16 protein-coding genes are annotated in these 23,221 nt (G+C 41.2%); 9 read left to right on the top strand and 7 right to left on the bottom strand.

The window, feature by feature from the left end:
* The first annotated feature begins 3 nt into the window (after nucleotides 1-3).
* Together FVA69_RS20640 and ppc are read left to right on the top strand one after the other, a co-directional pair.
* Entirely contained in the window at nucleotides 4-2,445 is a 2,442-nt protein-coding gene (locus FVA69_RS20640; protein WP_164529266.1) for a bifunctional aspartate kinase/homoserine dehydrogenase II, read from the top strand.
* Between the two features lie 403 nt (nucleotides 2,446-2,848).
* On the top strand, nucleotides 2,849-5,488 hold the full coding sequence (gene ppc / locus FVA69_RS20630) for a phosphoenolpyruvate carboxylase (RefSeq protein WP_109912971.1): 2,640 nt from the start codon (nucleotides 2,849-2,851) through the stop codon (nucleotides 5,486-5,488).
* Between the two features lie 72 nt (nucleotides 5,489-5,560).
* Here ppc and gadC read toward each other — a convergent pair whose 3' ends face one another.
* From gadC to argE, 5 genes are all read right to left on the bottom strand, one after another.
* Complete coding sequence (gene gadC / locus FVA69_RS20625; protein ID WP_004907073.1) at nucleotides 5,561-7,111, bottom strand: glutamate:gamma-aminobutyrate antiporter; 1,551 nt, start codon at nucleotides 7,109-7,111, stop codon at nucleotides 5,561-5,563.
* A gap of 112 nt (nucleotides 7,112-7,223) precedes the next feature.
* Entirely contained in the window at nucleotides 7,224-8,624 is a 1,401-nt protein-coding gene (locus FVA69_RS20620; RefSeq protein ID WP_004907076.1) for a glutamate decarboxylase, read from the bottom strand.
* 851 nt (nucleotides 8,625-9,475) lie between these two features.
* The gene (locus tag FVA69_RS20615; protein ID WP_117163004.1) at nucleotides 9,476-10,888 is read right to left on the bottom strand and encodes a hypothetical protein; all 1,413 of its coding nucleotides are present in this window, start codon (nucleotides 10,886-10,888) and stop codon (nucleotides 9,476-9,478) included.
* 118 nt (nucleotides 10,889-11,006) lie between these two features.
* Complete coding sequence (gene metF / locus FVA69_RS20610) at nucleotides 11,007-11,891, bottom strand: methylenetetrahydrofolate reductase (protein WP_164529265.1); 885 nt, start codon at nucleotides 11,889-11,891, stop codon at nucleotides 11,007-11,009.
* 227 nt (nucleotides 11,892-12,118) lie between these two features.
* Nucleotides 12,119-13,273 carry an acetylornithine deacetylase gene (argE, locus tag FVA69_RS20605; RefSeq protein ID WP_164529264.1) on the bottom strand — a complete coding sequence of 385 codons (1,155 nt, stop codon included), beginning with the start codon at nucleotides 13,271-13,273 and terminating at the stop codon, nucleotides 12,119-12,121.
* Between the two features lie 102 nt (nucleotides 13,274-13,375).
* Between argE and argC the strand changes: the two genes are divergently transcribed.
* The 4 genes from argC (at nucleotide 13,376) to argH (ending at nucleotide 17,891) form a co-directional block, all read left to right on the top strand.
* Entirely contained in the window at nucleotides 13,376-14,380 is a 1,005-nt protein-coding gene (gene argC, locus FVA69_RS20600) for an N-acetyl-gamma-glutamyl-phosphate reductase (RefSeq protein WP_004907086.1), read from the top strand.
* A 14-nt stretch (nucleotides 14,381-14,394) separates the two neighbouring features.
* A complete protein-coding gene (argB, locus tag FVA69_RS20595; protein ID WP_164529263.1) occupies nucleotides 14,395-15,171 on the top strand; it encodes an acetylglutamate kinase in 777 nt (258 codons plus the stop codon).
* Nucleotides 15,172-15,215: 44 nt separating this feature from the next.
* Nucleotides 15,216-16,436: an argininosuccinate synthase gene (locus FVA69_RS20590; RefSeq protein WP_004907093.1), complete on the top strand. Its 1,221-nt coding sequence runs from the start codon at nucleotides 15,216-15,218 to the stop codon at nucleotides 16,434-16,436.
* Between the two features lie 78 nt (nucleotides 16,437-16,514).
* Nucleotides 16,515-17,891 (top strand): argininosuccinate lyase, encoded by a 1,377-nt coding sequence (gene argH / locus FVA69_RS20585; RefSeq protein ID WP_004907096.1) that lies wholly within the window; start codon nucleotides 16,515-16,517, stop codon nucleotides 17,889-17,891.
* Between the two features lie 63 nt (nucleotides 17,892-17,954).
* Here the strand turns inward: argH and FVA69_RS20580 are convergent, their stop codons facing one another.
* A complete protein-coding gene (locus tag FVA69_RS20580; RefSeq protein ID WP_004907098.1) occupies nucleotides 17,955-18,305 on the bottom strand; it encodes a hypothetical protein in 351 nt (116 codons plus the stop codon).
* Nucleotides 18,306-19,292: 987 nt separating this feature from the next.
* On the opposite strand from FVA69_RS20580, the gene oxyR reads away from it, so the two are divergent.
* The gene (oxyR, locus tag FVA69_RS20575) at nucleotides 19,293-20,198 is read left to right on the top strand and encodes a DNA-binding transcriptional regulator OxyR (protein WP_004907100.1); all 906 of its coding nucleotides are present in this window, start codon (nucleotides 19,293-19,295) and stop codon (nucleotides 20,196-20,198) included.
* 74 nt (nucleotides 20,199-20,272) lie between these two features.
* Here oxyR and sthA read toward each other — a convergent pair whose 3' ends face one another.
* Nucleotides 20,273-21,670, bottom strand: a complete 1,398-nt coding sequence (gene sthA / locus FVA69_RS20570; protein WP_004907101.1) for a Si-specific NAD(P)(+) transhydrogenase — start codon at nucleotides 21,668-21,670, stop codon at nucleotides 20,273-20,275.
* A gap of 462 nt (nucleotides 21,671-22,132) precedes the next feature.
* Here sthA and fabR point away from each other — a divergent pair, with 462 nt between their 5' ends.
* Nucleotides 22,133-22,789, top strand: coding sequence for an HTH-type transcriptional repressor FabR (gene fabR / locus FVA69_RS20565; protein ID WP_109912974.1), 657 nt, complete (start codon nucleotides 22,133-22,135; stop codon nucleotides 22,787-22,789).
* A 12-nt stretch (nucleotides 22,790-22,801) separates the two neighbouring features.
* Nucleotides 22,802-23,191: a YijD family membrane protein gene (locus FVA69_RS20560; protein WP_004907104.1), complete on the top strand. Its 390-nt coding sequence runs from the start codon at nucleotides 22,802-22,804 to the stop codon at nucleotides 23,189-23,191.
* Nucleotides 23,192-23,221 lie beyond the last annotated feature (30 nt).

Below are 23,221 nucleotides of genomic sequence, written 5' to 3'. Positions count from 1 at the left end.
TTGATGAGTGTACTAACAGCGGTTGAGGTGGCTCCTTGTCACCGTCAGTTACATAAGTTTGGGGGCAGTAGTTTAGCCGATGCGAAGTGCTATCAACGCGTTGCAGCAATTATGGCGAACTATAGTCAACCTGGTGATTTAATGGTGGTTTCTGCCGCGGGTAGTACAACTAATCAGTTGATCAATTGGTTAAAATTAAGCCAAAGTGATCGTATTTCGGCTCATCAAGCTCAACAGTCGTTACGCCGCTATCAACTTGATTTAATTGAATCTCTTTTACCGGAACAAAAAGCCGTAGAATTAAGCCAATTATTTATTCACGATTTAGAGCGTTTAAGTGCGTTGTTGGATAAACCGACTAATGATGCGACTTATGCAGAAGTGGTAGGGCACGGTGAAATTTGGTCTGCGCGCCTTATGGCTGAGGTGCTTGCACAGGCCGGCATGACGAGTGCTTGGTTAGATGCGCGTTTATTTTTACGCGCTGAGCGTGCGGCACAACCGCAGGTCGATGAAACACAATCGCGTTATTTATTGCAACAACAGTTAACTCAGTTACCGAACCGACGTATTGTCGTGACAGGTTTTATTTCGCGTAATCAGCAAGGTGAGACGGTACTGCTTGGGCGTAATGGGAGTGACTATTCCGCAACACAAGTCGGTGCACTGGCAGATGTGGGAAAAGTAACGATTTGGAGTGATGTCGCTGGAGTATATAGCGCTGACCCTCGTAAAGTGAAAGATGCCTGTTTATTGCCCTTATTGCGCCTAGATGAAGCCAGTGAATTGGCGCGCTTAGCGGCTCCTGTTTTACATACACGCACTTTACAACCCGTTTCCGTGAGCAATATTGATTTGCAATTAAGGTGTAGCTATCAACCGGAGCAGGGTTCAACAAAAATTGAACGGGTACTTGCGTCAGGAGCAGGGGCAAAAATCGTGACTAGCCATGATGATGTGTGCTTAATTGAATTGCGCATCGCTGCTGGCCGTGATTTTAAACAAATCTGCAAAGATGTGGATTTATTACTTAAGCGTGCTCAATTGCGTCCTTTGGCGCGTGGTATTCATCATGACCGCTCTTTGCTGCAATTATGTTATACCTCTGAAATTGTCGAAAGTGCCTTAAATACCCTTGAAGAAGCCGGGTTGCCGGGGTCATTATCATTACGTGAAGGTTTTTCTTTGGTTGCGCTAGTCGGTGCTGGTGTGTGTAAAAAGCCATTACATAGCCACCGTTTTTATGAGGAATTAAAAGGGCAGCCTGTTGAATTTATTTGGCATTCAGAGGATGCCATCAGCTTAGTCGCTGTTTTGCGTTCTAACCAAACAGAGCACTTAATTCAAGGGATGCACCAGAGCTTATTCCGTGCAGAAAAACGCATTGGTTTAGTGTTATTTGGTAAAGGGAATATTGGCGCGCGTTGGTTAGAACTTTTTGCTGCGGAGCAATACAAGATTTCGGCACGTAGCGACTTTGATTTTGTCTTAGCAGGTGTAGTAGACAGCCGCCGTAGTTTGCTGAATTACCAAGGGATTGACCCCAGCCGTGCGCTGGCTTTCTTTGATGACGAAGCTGTAGAGCATGAGGACGATAGCCTATTTTTATGGATGCGTTCCCATCCTTATGATGATTTAGTGGTATTAGATGTCACCGCAAGTGAGACACTGGCAGATAACTATGTGGATTTTGCGAGTTATGGTTTTCATGTGATCAGTGCAAATAAAATTGCAGGGGCAGCGCAAACGGCACAATATCGTCAAATACGCGATGCGTTTTCGAAAACAGGTCGTCACTGGCTATACAACGCAACAGTAGGTGCAGGGTTACCGATTAACTATACGGTACGGGACTTAAAAGAAAGTGGTGATTCGATCCTGGCTATCAGTGGTATTTTTTCTGGAACGCTATCATGGCTATTTTTACAGTTTGACGGTTCTATCCCATTTAGCGAGCTAGTAGAGCAAGCTTGGCAGCAAGGGTTAACTGAACCAGATCCACGCATTGATTTATCAGGGCAAGATGTCATGCGAAAATTAATTATTTTAGCCCGTGAAGCAGGTTATGACATCGAACCCGATGATGTGAGAGTGGAATCTTTAGTACCGAAACAGGCTCAGACGGGTTCACTCGATGAGTTCTTTGAAAATAGCGCCATTATTAATGAGCAGATGCAGCAACGTTTAGAAGCGGCGCAAGAACTAGAGTTAGTGCTACGCTATGTGGCACGGTTTGATGCAGTAAAAGGCAAAGCGAAAGTCGGTGTGGAAGCCGTGAAACCGGAACATCCGCTGGCCTCATTATTACCGGGTGACAATGTGTTTGCTATCGAGAGCCGTTGGTATCGAGACAACCCATTGGTGATCCGTGGGCCAGGAGCCGGGCGCGATGTGACCGCTGGCGCTATTCAGTCGGATCTCAACCGGCTCTCTCAACTTTTATAATCATTTTTCAGGTGTATTGGTGTTCTTGGTGGTATTGAGGGCACCGATGCATTATGAATACTTTTAATTTACCCCTTCATTTTCTGTTTTTTATTCTGATGATTTAATTCTTAAACATTATTCATGTCTTAAAAGTGCTGAATCGACGATATATTGCGCTGAAACAATACTTAAATAAGAAAAATTAATAAAAATAAGGCTGTAATTAAATTTCAGAAAAATCCCCCAAAGTCATTTTTTTCTGATATGAATATACACTGAAGGGTAAATTTAGCGGCCTGCATCACAAAACGACAACTCTAACGCAGCCGACTGAAATTTTGTTACAGGAAACTGGGTGCAGTCTGTTAACCGTGAACCGTGCGGGAATGCATTCTGCCAGAAGCACAAGGTCAGGAGTCTCATGAATCAGCAATATTCCGCAATGCGCAGTAATGTCAGTATGCTGGGTAAGCTACTCGGCGATACCATCAAGGAAGCCTTAGGTGAGGACATACTCGACAAAGTTGAGTCCATTCGTAAGCTTTCCAAATCTTCCCGTGCAGGTAATGAAGTTCAGCGCCAAAAACTGCTGATGACATTACAAAATCTTTCTAATGATGAATTGCTACCCGTTGCAAGGGCATTTAACCAATTCTTAAACCTGACAAACGTTGCTGAGCAATATCACAGCATTTCGCCTCACGGTGAAGCGGCAAGTAATCCAGTGGCATTGAAAAATCTGTTTAGCCGATTAAAAGGCAAAAACTTCACGGATGGCGATATTCAAAAAGCGGTTGAACAGCTTTCAATTGAGCTAGTTTTAACGGCTCACCCAACGGAAATTGCCCGCCGTACGTTGATCCATAAACTGGTTGAGGTAAACAACTGCTTATCACAACTCGACCATGATGATATTGCAGATTATGAACGTAATAATATCATGCGCCGCTTACGCCAATTAGTGGCGCAATCATGGCATACCGATGAAATTCGTAAAATTCGCCCAACGCCCATTGATGAAGCGAAATGGGGATTTGCCGTTGTTGAAAATTCATTGTGGGAAGGGGTGCCCGCTTTCTTACGTGAATTTAATGAACAGTTGGAAGATTCAATCGGCGCGGTATTACCCGTTGAAGCGAATCCAATCCGCTTTACCTCATGGATGGGAGGCGACCGTGATGGCAACCCGAACGTGACTGCGGATGTGACTCGTCAGGTGCTATTACTGAGCCGCTGGAAAGCGGCGGACTTATTCCTCAAAGATATTCAAGTGTTGGTTTCAGAGCTTTCAATGACAGAAGCAACCCCAGAGCTGCGTGCGCTAGCAGGGGGAGATGACGTTGATGAGCCTTATCGCCAAATTGCGAAAAATTTACGTAGTCAATTATTCTCGACATTAGAGTATTTAGAGCGCCGTGTTAAAGGCGAGCAAGTTTTACCACCAGCAGACTTATTGGTAGACAACGCCCAGTTATGGGACCCGTTATATGCATGTTATCAATCATTAATTGCCTGCAATATGAAAATCATTGCGAATGGTCAGTTGTTGGATACTCTGCGCCGTATTCGTAGCTTTGGTTTGCAACTGGTACGTATTGATGTCCGCCAAGAAAGCACTCGTCACACCGAAGCCATTGCAGAGCTAACTCAGTATTTAGGGTTGGGTGATTACTCACAGTGGTCAGAAGAGGAAAAACAACAATTCTTGCTGGCAGAGCTACAATCGTTACGCCCATTGATCCCTCAAGACTGGCAACCGAGCGCAGAAACACAGGAAGTATTTGAAACTTGCCGTGTGATTGCGAAAGCCAAAAATGATTCTATCGCAGCTTATGTTATTTCAATGGCGAAAGTTCCGTCAGACGTGTTGGCGGTAAAATTGTTGCTGAAAGAGAATGGAGCATCAGTCCGTTTGCCAGTAGCGCCACTATTTGAAACACTGGAAGATTTAAACAACGCTGAAAGCGTGATGACCAAGCTTTTAAGCATTGAGTGGTATCGCGACCTTATTGATGACCGCCAAATGGTGATGATTGGTTACTCCGATTCGGCTAAAGATGCAGGGGTAATGGCGGCGTCATGGGCGCAATATCGTGCACAAGATGCACTCATTAAGTTGTGTGAGAAAGAAGGTGTCACACTGACATTATTCCATGGGCGTGGCGGTACAATTGGCCGCGGCGGTGCACCTGCACATTCAGCATTACTTTCTCAACCACCAGGTAGTTTAAAAGGTGGGCTGCGGGTAACAGAACAAGGCGAAATGATCCGTTTTAAATTCGGCTTGCCACAAGTCACGATTAGCAGCCTTGCCTTATACGCGAGTGCAATATTAGAAGCGAATCTTTTACCACCACCAGAGCCAAAAGATGAGTGGAAGTCCGTGATGGATTCACTATCTGATGTGTCTTGCGCGATGTACCGTGATTATGTGCGTGAACAACCGGATTTTGTCCCTTATTTCCGCGCTGCGACGCCTGAACTAGAGTTAGGTAAATTACCGCTTGGGTCACGTCCTGCAAAACGTAGACCAACGGGTGGCGTGGAAACGTTGCGTGCTATTCCATGGATCTTTGCATGGACGCAGAACCGTTTAATGCTTCCCGCATGGCTAGGCGCTGGTGCAGCACTGAAACATGTCATTGAGAAAGAAGGCAAACAAGCTGTTCTTGATGAAATGTGGCAGCAGTGGCCATTCTTTAATACACGTATTGCGATGTTAGAAATGGTTTATGCAAAAGCAGACTTATGGCTGGCAGAATATTATGACCACCGCTTAGTGGAAGAGCGCTTATGGCCATTAGGGCAAAAACTACGTGACCAGTTGTCTGAGGATATTAAAAGCGTATTGGCGGTTTCGAAAGACGAAGCGCTAATGGCGGATTTACCTTGGATAGCAGAATCTATCGCGTTACGTAATGTCTATACCGACCCATTAAACGTCTTACAAGCAGAGCTTTTACATCGTTCTCGCCAACAAGAGCACCCAGACCCACGTGTCGAGCAAGCCTTGATGGTAACGATTGCAGGGGTTGCTGCAGGTATGCGTAATACGGGTTAGTTTGTTGATTTTTAAAATACTTGAATAATATGAGGGCTACCAAATGGTAGCCCTCATTATTTTTACAGGGTATTACGAATTGGATGAGCCATCATCTGGTTTATCATGATGAATCAAGTGATATGTAGAGCGAGCTCGAGGGTGAATAAAGAAATGGTTAGCTGGCGCATTGTGCGTTTTGATATGCACCATCGCGACATTCGTTTTTTTACCTTGTTTGTTATGGAAAGCATAAATCACAAAGGGAAGTAAGAAAATAATCACAAAGCTAACCGTAAGTAATGTCACATAGGTATTATCACTCGCCCCCTCAGGTAAAGAGCTCGGTGGGAAGAATGAAACAATAAAGGCTAAGATAGAAATAATGAAGCCAACTAATGCGACGAGAACTTTAACGCCTTTTCCTCCGGGAATATTAAATGCACGTTTTTTCTCTGGTTGCTTGCACACTAAATGCATGTAACCGAGAAATAGCATGAAATAGCTACATAAATAGATAACTACGGTTAAGGCGAGCGCAATAAGGAATGACATATTGCCACCGCCCCCAGTATTGGTGAGGACAATAATTGCCACTGTTGTGATCAGTAATTGAGAAATCACCAGTGTTACCGGCACGCCATTTTTATTCACCTTGGCAAAGCTTTGCGGCAGAATGCCTTTCTGTGCCGCGACATACATACCGCGGGATGGCCCCACAATCCAAGAAGCAATCTCAGCCAGCACACCAAGTAATAATAATGCAGCAATAATTCTTACGGCCCATTCAAGGGAGGAATTAAAGTGTGTGACAAGCACATTGAATGTCTGTACTACGCCAGCAGATAAATTAATTTCACTGTTTGGGATCACAGCTGCCACCGATAACCCACCAATTGAGCTTAAACAAATTGCCGCTATCATCAGTAAAAACATCGCTGCGGGGTAATCTCGGCCGGGGTTTTTCATCTCATTGACGTGGGTTGCGGATGCCTCAACACCCATATAACTCAAAATAAAGGCAACAAATACCACTAGTGTGCCAATTTTGGTGAAATCAGGAATAAAAGTTTCAGTACTAATTTCAATTGCTAATGGTGAGCCGCTAACTAAATAGCTGATCGCTAAAAAGACTAAAATTAGAGCTGGGAGCAAAATACCTGCGAAGAAACCGATTTTTGCAATGGTTGCCGTGTATTTGGTTCCACCAAATTGAGTGAAAGCCAATACCCAGAGAATAACAAGCGCCCCTATCGTTTTAGTGATTGGGTCTGTATTAAGTTCTGGCCAATTTAAAATATAAGACAGTGCCCCTAAGACGAAATACAGCATAGGAATAAAGCCAATTGCTATTTGTAAATAACCAAATGAAATGGCGGCAAATCCCCAGCGTTCGCCTAATGTGTTAGAAACCCATGCAAATACACCACCTTCCTCCCAACCTTCCACGGTTGCCATTTCTGCGGCACACAAGGCGACAGGAATAAACCACAATAATCCTCCCAATAGCAGGAAAAATACGAGGCTAAAGCCAGATGTCGCAAATGTTGGATATTCATAAACGGCCATCACCATCGATGCGGTAATGGCAAAAAAGCCGAGTAATGTGAGCTGTTTTGCGGCTGGAGCTGTCGTTGTTGCCATACGAGTTCTCCTCAAATCGATAAACAATCAGCCTTTGCTGGGCGGATCTCAGTAGGAGCCAAAGAACCTAAAGCTCTTTGGCTCGTTAACAACACAATCATGAATAAAAGAATTAACTATGATTAAAGCCGCCGCCTTCTTCTTCCGTTAGCGGTTGATTGACGGGGTGCTTATCGAAATATTCTAAAGTACGTTTGAAGTCATCAATCAGTAATGCCGCTAAATCTAAACTAACACCATGACGTACTAGAATACGTTGAATAACAAGGTCTTCACGGTTTGCTGGCATGGAATAGGCGGGAACTTGCCAGCCGCGACTACGCAGTTTGTCTGCGATGTCATAGAGGGAATATTTGCTGGTGGTTGTGCCTTCTTTTAGTTTCCAGGCTAATGCCGGGATACCAGTTTGGCTATCACCATCAAAAATCATTTCAAATGGCCCTAATTTTTCAATTTCACGGCTGAGATATTGTGCGGTTGCGTAGCAAGCGTTGTGGATTTTTGCATAGCCTTCGCGACCTAGTCTCAAGAAATTATAATATTGAGCAATGATTTGGCCACCAGGACGAGAGAAATTGAGTGCGAATGTTGGCATGTTGCCACCTAAATAATTCACATTAAAAATCAATTCTTCTGGGAGATCTTTGGCTTCACGCCAAATTACCCAGCCAGCGCCTAATGGGGCTAAACCAAATTTATGGCCGGATGCATTAATGGATTTTACGCGTGGTAAGCGGAAATCCCATTCTAAGTCTGGCGCACAGAATGGGGCTAAGAACCCGCCACTCGCACCATCCACATGGATAGGGATATCCAATCCAGTCTCTTTTTGCAGTTTATCGAGCGCATCATGTACGGCTTTGACGGGCTCATATTGGCAGGTAAATGTCACCCCAAGCGTTGGGACCACACCAATGGTATTTTCATCGACGCGTTTGAGCACCTCTTCCGGTGTCATGATAAGGCGGTCGCCTTCAAGTGGAATCTCTCTGAGTTCAACATCGAAATAACGGGCAAATTTGTGCCAACAGATTTGAACTGGGCCACAAATTAAGTTGGGTTTATCAGTCGGTTTCCCTTTAGCGGCTTGTTTTTTGCGCCATTGCCATTTTAACGCGAGCCCACCAAGCATTGCAGCTTCTGAGGACCCGATGGTTGAACAACCAAGGGTATTTTCTGCATCTGGTGAATTCCATAAATCTGCTAACATATGTACACAGCGGTTTTCAATTTCCGCCGTTTGTGGATATTCATCTTTGTCTATCATGTTTTTGTCGATAGACAAATCCATCAAATCACGAATTTCATCATCTACCCATGTCTGGCAGAATGTCGCTAAGTTTTGGCGTGAATTCCCATCTAACATTAATTCATCGCGTACTGCACTAAATACATTACGTGGTGCTTGTTCTTTCAATGGAAATTTGGTTTTTGGTAATGATTTGGATAATTCTAATGATGCGTAGACATCATCCATTCCATTGTGTTTTGAATTTAATGCATTATTACTCATTTCTTAATTCCTCAATAACCATGTGGTAATTAAATAGTATTAATTTTGAGCTCAATATTAAATATACGCTGACTTTTGAAAAATTCAAAAGCATTCAAATAAAAAAGATAATTTAATGAAAAATGTCATAATTAGAAAGTAATAGTGGAGTGAATGATGGTTTGCGATTGTTTTTTTGATAGATAATTTTATCAAAGGGTGATTTGTGTTTATAAGATGATACTAAAAACTGCATAATTTAACTGAATTATTACATTTTTATGGTTTTTATTTCTATGAATTTAGCTTTTTAGCTATTTTTATTTGATTTTGCATGGGGCGATAATTGTAGGAGAAATACATGATTATTTGTGGGGATTTAATATTTCAGTAATGTTAAATTTTGTGGTTAATATTTAAGCTATAATTTTCATTATATTAAAAATTAATTTATACCATTAACCGTTAAATATATTTATTGCGGTAAGATAAACTTGAATATAGAAGATAATAACACTGGTTTTATTATGGATATGTGGGTCGGAAAACTAATCAGTTTCGATATCACGTCAATGTATTTTTGTAAAAAATAGAAGCTCTTTTGTAAACAATAAATATAAATAGCCAGTTCCGGATAATTGATGATCTTTATTTTTAAGCTAACTAAAGTAGTGCTAGCTAACCAATAGCATATCACGAGCGACAAATCACATATGCTTTCTGAGCGGCTTGTAGGCACAATGAACGAAACAGATTCATGTATTGGATTTATTTCAATATAGATAGGAACCGCCATATACGGAGCCGTACATACATTGGTGTGAAAGGATGGCGGAGTGATCCCGCCTTCTGCTCGATTAGTGACTTGCTTTCTACTGATCCCATCTTTTCCATTCTTTTTTTGGCGTGATGAACTCACGAATTTTACCATTGGCTTTTAAGCTAGCAATTTTCTTATTAGTTGCCTCTTCTTGAGCTAATTGTTCTGGAGTCGGTGGAATATACTGGGTTGCATTTAAATAGAAAGCCCTAGTGCCGCCATTAAGTTTGTAACCACTGATTTTAGAAACCATAGTATCTTTGGTTCCATGTTGTTCTGCATACTTGATTAAGCCATCAGCAACTCCCTCTTTCCATGGTTGCATGTCGTAGTAAGGCACGGCGTTTTTTAAGGATAAATACTCACTAAGTGACTGATCACCGCTCATCATGCCGGAATCAGCCAAGCACATGAAATCCTCAAAAATATTTTTGGGGAGGGATTCAGTTACAACAATATTAATTTGTCGGTTTCCAGTACCTTTAAGCTCAAAAAGTTTTTCTAATTTCCCTTGTTCTGTATCTGCAAGATATAATTGTGCTTTTGAAAATAACATTGGCGAACCAAATTTCCCTGCTTCTTTTTTTGTCAGTATTTCTTGTATGGCTGAGGAAACAGTTTCTTTACCGTCAAAGTAGTGTTTTGTATGCCTAACAAATTCTTCTATATTGAAATTATCACGATAGCAATTGGCTAGCTGGCGTATCACAATAATAAAATTTGTATCTTTATTATCATGCTGTGTCTCTATAAGTTTATTAGTTATGAACAATTGTGCACTGTGCATGGGGAGCTTGGCTTGCCGGTACACAGGTTCAGCACTGAGATAGGCTAAATAGTGGTGGGTATCTTTTGCTAACGATAAATTATAACTATCCATTAAGTTGGATAACTCATATCTGAAACGGTGTTTAATATTATCTATCTGTTTCTGTTCTGTTGCTAAATAACCTATCCCATTATTTAACCCTAAGTTATAAGCGTGGATATTTTTAAACCCATTATGATATAGGTGCTTTATACATTCTCGTAGTTTACTGTCTTGAGGAAGGACATCCATTTCATCAAGGATCATTACTTTTTGTTTGTTAAAATCAAGATATTGACATAGCCGCGTGATGCAAAACTCAATTTGTTGAGATTCCAGTGTGCTAATTGGAGTAATAATAAGTAATGGATTTCTCAATTGGTCAATTGAATTAAAAGTGGGGTCATTTAACGACAAATTACGACAGTCCATTTTTGCAATATCGTCAGCATTCATTGAAATTATGGATACTCTGCAGCCATCATTTAATGCAATGTTTGCGACTTTATTACCCAGTGCTTTATCCCCACCTCCATTCATATAGGGATTAATAATCACGACATCCCGTTGTTCAAATGATCCAGTAGGGAATGCGGCTGTTTTAATCGAGGTGGATGGTGAAGTATTCACCGAAGAGATATTGGACTCAACTTTCATATTTAATACTCATTGTTGGAATTTTTCGGTTTCAATGAGTTTAACTAAGTGGAATTAGGAAACTTTCATAAAGCAATGTCGTGATGTACTTTTAAAAATATATCACGACATTGAGGGGCTAAGGCCTAACGCCTAAAGTATGGCAGATAGCATAGGTGAGCTCAGAACGGTTCAATGTGTAAAAGTGGAAATCTTTTACGCCTTCACGGCTAAGAATTTTAACCATGTCCATGGCAATGGATGCACCGACAAGATTACGGCTTTCTGGGTCATCGTCTAATCCTTCATACATTTTGCTCATCCACGCAGGAATGCGTACGTTAGTCAGTTTAGCAAAGCGCTCAAGTTGGCGAAAGTTAGAGACCGGTAAGATCCCCGGTACAATTTCCACATCAATGCCAGTTGCGACACAGCGGTCACGAAAACGTAAATAGCTTTCAACATCAAAGAAAAATTGAGTAATTGCACGGTTAGCACCCGCATCAATTTTCTTTTTTAAACTAATTAAATCGGCTTGAGCACTTTTGGCTTCTGGGTGGACTTCAGGGTAGGCAGCGACAGAAATATCAAAATCCGCCTCACCTTTTAGCAACTCAACCAAATCAACGGCATACATATCTGGTTTACGGCTGTTGTCAGGTAAATCACCACGCAGAGCAACAATATGACGAATACCATTATTCCAATAGTCACGAGCAATGGCTTTCAGTTCATCAGGGCTTGCATCAATACAAGTTAGGTGAGGGGCGGCAATTAAACCGGTTTTATCTTTAATATCTTTGATGATGCTGTGCGTTCTATCACGTTCACCGGAATTCGCACCATAAGTCACGGAGACAAATTGAGGTTTCAGGTTTTTGAGCCTATCAATAGATTTCCATAGTGTCTGCTCCATCTCTTCACTGCGAGGTGGGAAAAATTCAAATGAAACATTAATTTGGCCATCTAACTCAGCTAAATTTTGATTTAGCGCTTCGCGCTGATTTGCGTGAAAAAAGCTCATACCCCGTAACCTCGCAATTTGCAGACAACTATTTTTTGTACGTTATTATATCCATTTGTGCGTCTATACGTTTAGACGTCTAAAAGAAATTACCAGATCGGTATCAATAGTCAATACTTAAATTAAATTATGACGCTGAGGTTTTTTCAAAGGCAACAGGAAAATAATTCATGATAAAAAAACGCGACTCTTTTCAGTGTCGCGCTTGAATCTATGACTAGTCAGATTTACTCAGTGAAACAGAAGTGCTCAATCATTTGGCTAATTAATTGGCGAGTAGGCTCAATAAAGCGCATATCAATAAACTCATCAGGTTGATGTGCTTGTTCAATAGAACCAGGGCCAAGAACCAACGTTGGGCAGAGCTCTTGGATAAACGGTGCTTCAGTACAGTAATTCACGGTATCTGCTTTTTGCCCTAACAATTGCTCAATCACTGCGACCATTTTGTGGTCCGTTGGGCATTCATAGCCAGGGATCGGCGGATGCATGGATTCAACCGTCAAGCGACCTGGCCAACGGGCACTAACCGGCTCAAGAGCTTCATTAAGTAGTTCATCTAAATCTTGCAAAGTTAACCCAGGTAGCGGACGAATATCCATATGTAATTCACAACAACCACAAATTCGGTTGGCTGCGTCACCACCATGAATATGACCAAAGTTCATCGTCGGGTAGGGAATGACAAATGCAGGGTTGTTAAATCGTTCTTTTAACGTATTTCGTAAGTCCATTAGGTGGGAAATAGACTCATGCATCAATTCAATTGCATTGACGCCACGTTCTGGGTCACTAGAGTGCCCCGATTGCCCAGTAATGCGGATAGCATTTGATAAATGCCCTTTGTGCGCGCGAATCGGTTGTAACGATGTTGGCTCGCCAATAATTGCAAAATCTGGTCTTAATGTTGTACTGGCTGCAAAATAACGCGCACCAGCCATCGATGTTTCTTCATCTGCTGTGGCTAATATATGCAGTGGGCGTTTGAGTTGCTTTAAATCCATATCGCGTAACGCATCAATAATAAAAGCAAAGAAGCCTTTCATATCAGCGGTACCAAGCCCGTAGAGTTTGCCATTATGTTCAGTTAGTTCGAATGGGTTTTTGCTCCAACGCCCATCATCAAAGGGCACGGTATCGGTATGACCGCATAGCATCAACCCACCATTTCCTTCGCCAATGGATGCAAGCAAATTATATTTATCACGCGTTTCCGGTACAGGTTGAATGTTGACCGAAAAACCTAACGTCTCCAGCCATCCACCGAGAAGTTCCACCAGAGCTTTATTGCTCTGATCCAAATGAGAATCAGTCGCACTAATCGACGGAATGGCAATTAATTGACGATAAATCTCAATAAATGCAGGTAATTTAATATTCACTGTTGACAGCCTTTATCCATAATAGTATCAATATTCATGCACTTTATTTGAATAAAAATACACATTAAACTGTTTGGGTCATGAGTACAAGGTAGAAAGCATATGTTGAACACACTCATTATCGGGGCCAGTGGCTATACTGGAGCAGAATTAGCCGCTTATTTGCAACGCCATCCGGAAGTTAATCTTCAAGGATTGATGGTATCGAAGCAAAGTGCGGATGCAAATAAACGTTTTTCTGATTTACACCCTCAGTATAAAGGCATCATCGACCTTCCCGTTCTGCCATTAACCGATGTCGCGGAAGCAGCGAAAGGTATTGATGTTGTTTTCCTTGCCACGGCACATGAAGTGAGCCATGACATTGCACCTCAGTTTCTTGAAGCGGGCTGCGTAGTGTTCGACTTATCCGGTGCTTATCGTGTTCAAGATCCTGCGTTTTATACGCAATACTATGGCTTTGAACATACAAATACTGAATGGCTAATGCAAGCAGTTTACGGTTTAGCAGAATGGCAGGCTGATAAAATTCATCAAGCACAATTGATTGCAGTACCAGGGTGTTACCCAACGGTTTCCCAATTAGCACTTAAGCCATTGATTGAAGCAGATTTACTGGATGAAGCTATGTGGCCAGTCATTAATGCCACTAGCGGTGTTTCCGGTGCAGGCCGTAAAGCCTCAATGACCAACAGCTTTTGTGAGGTGAGTTTGCAACCTTATGGCCTCTTTACGCATCGTCACCAGCCAGAAATCGCGACTCATTTAGGGAGAGAGGTTATTTTTACACCGCATTTGGGTAATTTCTCTCGAGGCATTCTGGCAACGATTACTTGCAAAGTAAAAACGGGTGTGACGGCAGAAAAAATCACACAAACGTTTAAAGATGCCTATCAAAATAAACCATTAGTGCGGTTATATGAAAAAGGTGTTCCTGCATTGAAATCGGTAGTCGGTACGCCGTTTTGTGATATTGGCTATGTATTGAAAGGTGAACACCTGATTTTAGTGGGTACAGAAGATAACCTACTTAAAGGTGCAGCAGCACAAGCCGTTCAGTGCATGAATATTCGTTTTGGTTTTGCTGAAACTCAGTCTTTACTTTAAGAAGGATTAACCCCATGCAACCCTTAGTGATTAAATTGGGCGGAGTGTTACTTGATAGCATCGAAGCGCTTGAAAAATTATTTACAGCTATCCAAACCTATCGGCAAGCTCATCAACGCGAATTGGTGATTGTGCATGGTGGTGGTTGTTTAGTTGATGAATTGATGCAAAAACTGCAATTACCCGTGGTTAAAAAGCAAGGGTTGCGAGTCACGCCAGCAGACCAAATCGATATTATTACGGGGGCATTAGCAGGCACTGCGAATAAAACATTATTGGCATGGGCAACGAAGTATCAACTTTCGGCAGTAGGTCTTTCTCTCGGTGATGGCCAAAGTGCCACGGTGACGCAACTAAACGAAGAATTAGGCCATGTCGGTAATGCTAAACCTGGTGATGTAAAATTATTGAAATTATTGTTGGGGGCGGGTTATTTACCCATTATCAGCTCTATTGGTATCACACCAAAAGGTGAGTTGATGAACGTGAATGCGGACCAAGCCGCAACCGCTATCGCCCAAGCATTAAACGCAGATCTGGTCTTATTGTCCGATGTGAGCGGTATTTTGGATGGTAAAGGCCAAAAAATTGATGAAATGACGACGCAAAAAGCGCAAAAGTTAATTGAACAGGGAATTATTACTGACGGAATGATTGTGAAGGTCAATGCAGCATTAGACGCTGCGGCAGCCTTGCAACGTTCTGTGGATATCGCAAGCTGGCGTCATGCAGAACAACTTCCCGAACTGTTTAATGGAACAGCAATCGGAACACGGATCTTGGCATCATAAATGAGCCATGGAATAACAATATTAATTGAGCGGATAGGTATGTTATGAAAAAGGGCATTAAAAAGATTGTATTAGCATATTCAGGTGGTCTGGATACATCAGCAATTATTCCATGGCTAAAAGAAAACTATGATGATTGCGAAGTCGTGGCCTTCGTTGCGGATGTGGGGCAAGACCGTGAAGATTTAGTGGGCGTTGAGAAAAAAGCCCTGCAATCAGGTGCATCTGAATGCTACGTAGTGGATTTACGCGAAGAGTTCATCAAAGAGTATATTTACCCTGTATTAAAAACAGGTGCATTATATGAAGGTAGCTATTTATTAGGTACGTCAATGGCTCGCCCAATTATAGCTAAAGCGCAAGTCGAAATTGCCTTAAAAGTAGGGGCAGATGCTGTTGCCCATGGCGCAACAGGTAAAGGTAATGACCAAGTGCGTTTCGAAAGCACCTATACGGCATTAGCACCACAGTTACAAGTCGTTGCACCATGGCGTGAGTGGGACTTACGTTCCCGTGAAGCACTGCTCGATTACCTGAAAGAACGTAATATTCCAACAACAGCCAGCTTAGAAAAAATCTATAGTCGTGATGAAAACGCATGGCACATTTCTACTGAAGGTGGCGTATTAGAAAGCACATGGAATGCGGCAAACCAAGATTGTTGGGTATGGACTGTCGACCCGCAAGATGCACCTGATGAAGCTGAACTGGTTACCGTTGGTGTTAAACATGGCGAAGTCGTTTCGGTGAATGGGCAAGCATTGTCCCCACTTGGTTGTTTAGAAACATTAAATACTTTAGGTGCAAAACACGGAGTGGGTCGTATCGACATCGTTGAAAACCGTTTAGTCGGTATGAAATCTCGTGGTTGTTATGAAACCCCGGGAGGCACCATTATGATGGCTGCTCTACGTGGTATTGAACAACTGGTTCTTGACCGTGACAGCTACAAATGGCGTGAGCAACTCGGTTTAGAAATGTCATATGTGGTTTATGACGGGCGCTGGTTTGCACCATTACGTCATTCATTACAAGCTGCTGCGGAGTCATTAGCACAAGATGTGACAGGTGAAGTTGTTCTGAAATTATATAAAGGGCAAGTGACTGCGATTCAGAAAAAAGCAGATAAGAGCTTGTATTCAGAAGAGTTTGCCACATTCGGTGAAGATGAAGTTTATGACCACAGTCATGCAGGTGGGTTTATTCGTCTTTACTCGCTATCTTCACGTATCCGTGCGCTGAAAGAACAAAACAAAGCGAAATAAATCAAATAGTAGTCCCCCGGCAGCCAAGACCGCTGTCGGGGTTAAAAACTTATTTTATCAATCAGGTAGGGATTAGTTATGGCACTTTGGGGTGGACGTTTTAGTCAGCAAGCAGATCAACGGTTTAAACAGTTTAATGATTCACTGCGTTTCGATTATCGCTTGGCGCAACAAGATATTATCGGCTCAGTCGCATGGTCAAAATCACTGGTAACAGTTGGTGTATTGTCTGATAGCGAACAACAAACTTTAGAACAAGCACTAAATGCCTTACTTAAAGAAGTACAAGATAACCCTGAAATTATCCTGCAAAGTGACGCAGAAGATATTCATAGCTGGGTTGAGGGTCAACTGATTGATAAAGTCGGTGATTTAGGTAAAAAATTGCATACAGGCCGTAGCCGTAACGACCAAGTCGCAACAGATTTAAAACTGTGGTGTAAAGACCAAGTTGCATTGCTACTTGAAGCGGTAACAGAGCTACAAAAAGCATTGGTGCTGACTGCGGAAAATAATCAAGATGCCGTGATGCCAGGTTATACGCATTTACAACGTGCCCAGCCTGTCACTTTTGCACATTGGTGCTTAGCTTACAGTGAAATGTTAGCTCGTGATGAAAGCCGTTTAAAAGATACACTAAAACGCTTAGATGTCAGCCCATTAGGATGCGGGGCATTAGCAGGCACGGCTTATGATATCGACCGTGAGCAGTTGGCATCATGGTTAGGTTTTGCTTCGGCAACGCGTAATAGCTTGGATACCGTTTCAGATAGAGACCACGTGCTTGAACTATTATCCAACGCAAGTATTGGTATGGTTCATTTATCCCGCTTTGCTGAAGATTTAATTTTCTTTAATAGTGGTGAAGCTGGTTTTGTCGAGTTATCAGACAAAGTGACATCAGGTTCATCATTAATGCCACAAAAGAAAAACCCAGATGCATTGGAATTAATCCGCGGAAAATGTGGGCGTGTCCAAGGGGCGCTAACAGGTATGATGATGACCCTTAAAGGATTGCCTCTTGCGTATAACAAAGATATGCAAGAAGACAAAGAAGGGTTATTCGACGCATTAGATACTTGGTTAGATTGCATGCATATGGCTGCGTTGGTGCTTGATGGTATTCAAATTCGCCGTAGTCGTTGTGAAGATGCGGCGAAGCAAGGTTATGCCAATGCAACTGAGCTTGCTGATTACCTCGTTGCTAAAGGTGTTCCATTCCGCGAAGCGCATCATATCGTGGGTGAAGCGGTTGTTGCAGCAATTGGGCAAGGTAAAGCTTTAGAAGAAATGGCTCTCAGTGATTTGCAAAAATTCAGTGACACTATTCAGTTGGATGTCTATGAAATTTTATCGCTACAATCTTGTTTAGATAAGCGGTTAGCAAAAGGTGGGGTATCTCAGAAGCAAGTGGCAAGTGCTATTGTGGAAGCAAAAAAACGATTAGAACTGTGATTAGTTGTAGAAGAAAAAATGGGGGGTAGTATGACTACCCCGATTCCCATAACGCGTTTGTTTTTAAATATATTTAATGGTTAGCATTCCGAGTTGTTTTTCTTCATTCACCCAGTTATATGAATACTCTCCTCTACCTTCATTGATTACCTTCCAACCTTGAGTATTTGCAACATCATTCAAGTTTATTTTGCTGGCAACCATATCAGATTGGTTATTTAAGCAATTCAGTGTGACATGATTGTCGGTCACTTCATTAAAGCAAGACGGAAATACGACTGCCCCAGAGAAATGAATAACCCCATTTTGTTGGTCATTACTTGCATAAGCATGAATAGATGCGGTTGTAGCGAGTAACAATACACAGAGTGAACGAAGGCCAAATTTTTGAGTTTTTGTTAATAAATTTTTCATAATAGTATCCCGTCATTGATTTTTGATTAATCAACTTGCTGTATGTTTAAATTAGATTTGTGTGCGATTAAATAAGAATAATAATAATGAACTGATATTCCTTGGTGTTTTTGATGTGGGAATTATAAATTTAAAAACACTATTTAGGTGTAAAATTAAAAAAGGAAATGTTTAAAAATATAAAGAAAACAAAATTACTCTCATTGTAATTTAAAGTTATCCATTTGTATTTTGGTGGTTAATAAGACTGTGCATTAAGAAATTTGCAGTGTTTTGTTTTATTATTTGTGTTTTCTGTTAGTTTTTTATAGTTGGATTCTCTAGTGATTTTCTGTTGTTATCAATCTGTAATAGTGATTAAAATAAAATTTAACAAAATTAGGCTGCAATTTACATTTACTTTTATATAAAAACTTACAAACTTTAATAGAGAGTGAAAGGAAAGATAACAAAATGTTTCTTTTGTTTGAGATGAATATAATAAATATTTGTATGTTTTAATTAATTCAAAACTGATGAAGTGTGACTAAATACATATTAAATTCTAATAATTTAGTTATTTTAGTGATATTCACTAAATGTTAAAATAAAGTTGATTTTATCTATTATGTGAATTAATGACACAAATAGTCTATATTTTTTGAGGAGAATGTTGGGATTTTACTTGGCAACGTTAGGATGTAATTTATTGAAATTTTATTCTAAAAAAACACGGTTAATGCTTTTATTAGGAATGTTATATTGAAATGCTAATGGTAAATGAATTTAATCATTAATTAACTATTCTCTCTGTTGAAGAGTCAGGAATGAGATACATTTTATTTCTAAATATTACACTTTGTTTCATTATATTGCGTGTATCCTTCAAAAAATGAGGTTTTCCCCCTATTTTTCAATTTATCAATAGATAAAACAAAACAATATCGATATAGTGATTGGTATTATCTATCTTTGGTTTGACAGAGAATTCACGAAAGGAAAAGAAATATGAATATTCGAGATTTAGAGTACCTCGTCGCACTCGCCGAACATAAACACTTTAGACGTGCCGCGGATTCTTGTCATGTTAGCCAACCTACTCTTAGTGGCCAAATTCGTAAATTAGAAGAAGAACTTGGCGTGATGTTGCTAGAAAGAACTAGCCGTAAAGTTCTTTTTACTCAACAAGGTTTGTTATTGGTTGAGCAAGCCCGTACTATTTTGCGTGAAATTAAAGTATTACAAGAAATGGCAGCCCTCCAAGGGGAAAGCATGTCAGGGCCATTACATATTGGTTTAATTCCAACGGTTGCGCCGTATCTATTACCTCATATTATTCCGCAATTGCACCAAGCTCACCCTAAATTAGAAATCTATTTGCATGAAGCGCAAACTCAGCAATTATTAGCTCAGTTAGACAGTGGTAAATTAGATTGTGCCATTCTTGCGGAAGTAAAAGAAACAGACCCTTTCATTGTTGTACCGTTATTTGAAGAACCCATGAAATTGGCTATCTATGAGAGTCACCCATGGCATGATCGTGATACGATTGAAATGAGTGAATTGTCAGGTGAAAAACTATTAATGTTAGAAGATGGCCACTGTTTACGTGACCAAGCAATGGGCTTTTGCTTCCAAGCGGGTGCTAAAGAAGATACACACTTCAGGGCAACGAGCTTAGAAACGTTAAGAAATATGGTGGCAGCAGGAAGTGGAATTACACTTTTACCTGATTTATCGGTGCCAAATGAAGTTTGTCGTGATGGGGTATGTTATTTAAATTGCATTGAACCTGAACCGAAACGAACTATCGTATTAGTTTATCGCCCGGGTTCACCGTTACGTGGGCGCTATGAACAATTAGCGGAGACCATCTATAACTCAATGGATAACTATTATAAAAATAGAGTTTAGGGTTAAGCTACCAATATTATTTTTTTAGTTGATGATGGTTGCCAGATTATTGGCAACCATTAATCACTCAATAATTAAAAGAGTCGATTTAAACCATTTAAAGCTGCAACACGGAAAGCTTCCGCCATCGTCGGGTAATTGAACGTCGTATTGACGAAATATTCGATAGTATTACCTTCACCTTTTTGTTCCATGATAGCTTGGCCGATATGGATAATTTCAGCCGCTCTCTCACCGAAACAGTGAATGCCTAATATCTGTAATGTTTCTCTATGGAATAATATTTTCAAACTACCGACATTCATACCTGCGATTTGTGCACGTGCTAAATGTTTAAACTGTGCCCGGCCAACTTCATAAGGCACTTTCATTGCGGTCAGTTCTTGTTCTGTTTTACCAACTGAACTAATTTCAGGAATGGTATAAATCCCTGTTGGAATATCTTCCACTAAATGCGCATTACCTAAACTACCCCCAATGGCTCGGGCTGCAATTCGGCCTTGGTCATAAGCTGCAGAGGCCAAACTTGGGTAGCCAATGACATCACCAACAGCATAAATATGTTCATTAGTGGTGCGATACGCTTTATTGACTTTAACTAAACCGCGGCCATCTGCTTCGATCCCGACATTAGCCAGGCCTAAGCTATCAGTGTTACCGGTTCTTCCGTTCGCATACAGTAAACAGTCTGCCTTGACTTTTTTACCTGACTTCAGGTGAACAATAACGCCGTCTTCAACCCCTTCGATTTTTTCATATTCTTCATTATGGCGAATAACAACACCACTATTCCAAAAATGATACGACAAGGCATCTGACATTTCTTGGTCAAGAAAGGCCAAGAGATGATCACGGGTGTTGATTAAGTCAACTTTAACCCCTAACCCACGAAAAATAGATGCATATTCACAGCCGATAACACCTGCACCATAAATAATCACATGGCGAGGTTCATGGGTTAGGTTGAGAATAGTATCACTGTTGTAGATTCGAGAATGGTTGAAATCAACGTCAGAAGGGCAGTATGGACGAGAGCCAGTGGCAATGACGATTTTATCTGCACTTAAAACATCACAACTTCCATCCGCGTAGCGGACACTGATATGTTGTTCATCGATAAAGGTGGCTTCACCCGAAAACATTTGGCAACCATTACGTTCGTAAAATCCTTGGCGCATGCGTGTTTGTTGGCTAATTACCGTTTCAGCATGTCGTAGAATTTCGGAGAAAGAGGAGCTTAAGCTACGGGAGTTATCACTATAAAGCGGGTTTTGGTTGAATTCGATAATACGACTAACAGCATGACGGAGGGCTTTTGAGGGAATGGTTCCCCAGTGGGTACAGCCTCCGCCGACATTATTATAACGTTCTATAACAGCAACGTTTTTTCCTTGTTTCACTAGCCCCATGGCGGCGCCTTCACCACCAGGACCGGAACCAATGACTATTGCATCAAAATGGGTAAGTTGCATGAGGTAAGACCTGCTCTAAAACAAAATGACAACAAGATGTTATCATTAGTTGGTTATTTCACCTAATTTCCTCGCTGTCTTTCAAATCGATACAACGTTGGCGACATTCGCTTACTCTAGTCACATACTTATATATACTTTCAGGAGTTCGCTTGTTTTGTCGCCTTATCTCAATTTGAAATTCTTAGGAGAAAATATTTTAGTTCAAGAGCCTCAGAAAAATACCTAAATATAATTCATGGGTTCATAAAGTAGGGGTTTGCTGAAGTATTGTTTAGTGAAAGGTTGGTAGTATATCAGCGTTAAAAAACTAATTGAAAAAAGGCTAAGTTAAATTCTGAAAATGAGTAAATTGCAGCGATAGTCGTTTTTTCTCCAAAACAGTTTAATTATTTTCAGGTATGCTAGGCGAAGAGTAATACTTATTACATTGACCTTCCATGATAAGAAATTAGGATCACCGTGAGCAACACAATTGGCATTAGAGCAAAACAAAAAGAAAAAACTCGGCGTTCACTCGTCGAAGCCGCATTTAGCCAATTAAGCGCTGAACGGAGCTTTACTAGCCTCAGTTTACGGGAAGTTGCACGTGAAGCTGGGATTGCACCGACTTCATTTTACCGTCATTTCAAGGACGTTGATGAACTTGGGCTGACGATGGTTGACGAAAGTGGCTTGATGTTACGCCAGCTAATGCGCCAAGCAAGACAGCGTATTGCAAAAGGCGGGAGTGTGATCCGTACATCAGTCTCAACTTTTATGGAGTTTATTGGTAATAACCCTAATGCCTTTAGGTTATTATTGCGGGAGCGTTCGGGAACATCTGCGGAGTTTCGTGCAGCGGTCGCTCGGGAAATTCAACATTTTATTGCGGAATTGGCCGATTACCTTGAACTTGAAAGCCGTATGCCTCGCCATTTTACTGAAATGCAAGCCGAGGCCATGGTAACGATTGTCTTTAGCGCAGGAGCGGAAGCGCTAGACATTGATGAAGAAAAACGCAGGAATCTCGAAGAACGGCTGGTATTACAGTTAAGAATGATCGCGAAAGGCGCCTATTACTGGTACCGCCGGGAACAGGAAAAACAAAATCAAACTGACCCAGACCTTACTAAATAATAAGGAGAATCAATGACGGATCAAAAAAGTTATGAAAGAAGCACATTATTGCTAGCCTTTGTGATTGGCCTTGCAACCCATGGGACGTTTTCAACGCTGTTTAACTCGTTGGTCGACTTTTCATTTTTTCCAATTTTAACCCTAATATTGGCTGCGTATTGTTTACACCAGCGCTATTTACATCAAGCCATGCCGATGGGGTTGCCAAAATTTGTTGCTGGTAGTTTTTTTATTGGCCTATTTGGTTATGCCGCGATTTTACGCGTTCAAAACCCTGAAATAGGCTCTAACTTTATCCCAGCAACCTTTATTGTCATTATCGCATTGTGGATGTACTCAAGCTGGAAAGCACGTAAGAAAGAAAAAGCGGAGCTGGCACTTGAGCAAGAAGTCGAAAACTAAGTTTAGACGACTTTTCTATTAATAAGGCGC

The sequence above is a fragment of the Providencia sp. PROV004 genome (genome assembly GCF_011045615.1).
GTDB classification, from domain to species: domain Bacteria; phylum Pseudomonadota; class Gammaproteobacteria; order Enterobacterales; family Enterobacteriaceae; genus Providencia; species Providencia rettgeri.
This window is presented reverse-complemented; position numbering and strand designations above follow the sequence as displayed.